3 protein-coding genes are annotated in these 2328 nt (G+C 35.1%); all 3 read left to right on the top strand.

The annotated features are described in order from the left end of the window. The coding region (locus H6G62_RS26825; RefSeq protein ID WP_190492888.1) for a hypothetical protein at positions 1–184 on the top strand (184 nt) is incomplete at its 5' end. Positions 185–491: 307 nt separating this feature from the next. Continuing rightward, positions 492–1130 (top strand): deoxynucleoside kinase, encoded by a 639-nt coding sequence (locus H6G62_RS26830; protein WP_190500858.1) that lies wholly within the window; start codon positions 492–494, stop codon positions 1128–1130. Further along, positions 1130–2260, top strand: a complete 1131-nt coding sequence (locus tag H6G62_RS26835) for an aminotransferase class I/II-fold pyridoxal phosphate-dependent enzyme (protein WP_190500860.1) — start codon at positions 1130–1132, stop codon at positions 2258–2260. Before H6G62_RS26830 ends, H6G62_RS26835 begins: the two co-directional genes overlap by 1 nt. Positions 2261–2328 lie beyond the last annotated feature (68 nt).

A 2328-nucleotide genomic window follows, 5' to 3' on the forward strand; every position in this document is an offset into this window, starting at 1 on the left:
CCTCCGCTGGCTCAAGGGTGCCGTCAACAAAGGGCGTCCGTTGCTCCAACCCATCCCCCTGCTCACCGTTGACCCTGAACCCTGCTTTGCCTCTAAAAACGCCGAAGACCAGTACTATGACCGCATCTGGTTCTCTAGGATCCAGTCCATACGATGTCAATTGCCCCCCTGGGAGGCGGCATAAAGATGTGTCAGGCAGTCAGGTGAGCTAGATTTCGATATTAAGTACGCAAATGAACTTAAAGACTGTTTTTCTCTTATTAAGAGTAAAAAACATCTCTTCAATCAAAGATATTCTAAGGCACATCAAGAATTTATTGAAAATAAATTTGATTCTCTTGTGAGAACTTGTAAGGCATGGCATGGTTTTTCTTTTGTTAATTGTGACGGAGAAGAATTCGGTTGTCCAGCTACTATGCAAAAAGCTGAAATACAGAATAAGATGCAATGTCTGAGTGAGCGATGTATTAATTTATGGGAAATGTATTGACATGAATATTATCTTTGAAGGTATTGATGCGGTCGGTAAATCAACTTTGATTAAAGAGCTAACAAGAGTCTTAAAAAAACAGAAAGATATTTTTAATATAAGAGAGTTAAGCAATACTCCTTTAGATACTTTGTTGTCAGAGATGCTAAGTCATGATCCCTTTTTTCGATCTGGACAAAATTTCAAAACCAGCATTTATGAAACCTTTTTGTTAGCAGCTAGTTTCTTCTACAAGCAAGAATCTAATCGAATTAGAAATTCAGAGGATATAAATATTTATGATCGAGACATATTTACGCTTATGGCTTATCAGAGTGAATCAATATATTCAGAGTATGGAGAAGTATCTGAAAGCTTTATTAATGCTTTATGTAATTGTTTACTTTTTTCAATCAAAGATATAGATCTACTTGTGTATGTCTACGTGCCTTTGGAAACGAGTATTGAGCGTATACATATAAGAGATCAAATAAAGCTATCAGTAAGCCAAGTAGATTTTCTGCGTCAAGCTAAAAAACGCATGGAGAAGGATATTAGATTCTATTCGCAGAAAATGAACGTGAATTTAATCGAGTTAAATGGAGAGATTCCCTCAAGCCAAAACGTAGAAATTCTACTAAAAGAAATTCGAGGTAGCTGATGCAATATCTTGATGTGCCTACAGATAGTGTAACGATTAGCAACGAGGATGTAGAAAATATTAGAAATACTTTGTTAAATTCTGATTTGACAATTTTTGGTAGTGAAACACTACAAAAATTTGAATCTCTACTGGCTCATTACCTGTCTAGAGAAGAAAGACTTAGCTGTATTGCAATGCCAAACTGCACTTCTGCTATATTTATTGCATTGAAATTAGTTGGTCTAACAGAATTAGATGAAATAATTGCTCCTAATCTAACTCATGTATCAGCAATTTTGGCCATAGTAAATATCTGTAAATGCAAGATCAGGCTATACGATTTTTCTCATGAATCTTATAATATTGATCTAGATCACTTCCAATCTTTAATTACGTCCCGGACAAAAGCTGTAATAGTTTCCTATCTTCATGGCTACCCTTTTAATATTAAAGAGATTCAGAAGATATGTCTCCGCAAAAATATTATTCTAATCGAAGATGCAGCTCAAGGACTGGGAGTTAAAGTTGAATCTGACTTCGCTGGAGCAATAGGTGATTATGGTTGCTTTAGTTTTGGAGCAAATAAACTTCTTAAACTTGGTGAAGGTGGAGCTTTAGTATTTCAAAATAAGGGCAAGCGGAATACCATTAATCAATATAGACATGTTGGAGAAGTATGGAAATCTAATCAACTTTCAACCGTTGAAAATAACTCAACTTATGCAGATATTCTGAAAACAGGATTTGATTATGTTCAATATAGTTTTAACTTTAGAGTAAATCCACTAGGTTTTGTTTTAGGCATTAGCCAGATAAAATCACTAGAGTATACTATTCAAGTTAGAAGAGAAAAACTGAAGATTTATCAGGAAGTCTTAGGTAAAATATCTGGCATTCAGCTTATCAGTGAATCTGTGTACAATTCTGCTCCAATTTCAGCATGGTTTTTGATAGATCCTGACAAATTTAATATAAATGAATTGATTTTTCAGTCGATATCTTTAGGAATACCTGTAGGAAAATTCAAATATCCAGTAATTTCAGATATAGATCTCCTGAAGACACATATAGCTAATAAATCAGATGTGCTAAAAAATTCGTCTACTCTTATACCAATCCGACATGAAGTTGAGCATAATAGAGGATGACGTTCGAGAGGGTAGAAAGGATGGCCCGTCCCTTCGTGATTGAGGTTGGTGAAAGCGAAACCTTTCTG

Origin of the sequence: Phormidium sp. FACHB-1136 (assembly GCF_014697375.1) — a bacterium.
Taxonomy (GTDB): Bacteria; Cyanobacteriota; Cyanobacteriia; order Phormidesmidales; family Phormidesmidaceae; genus Nodosilinea.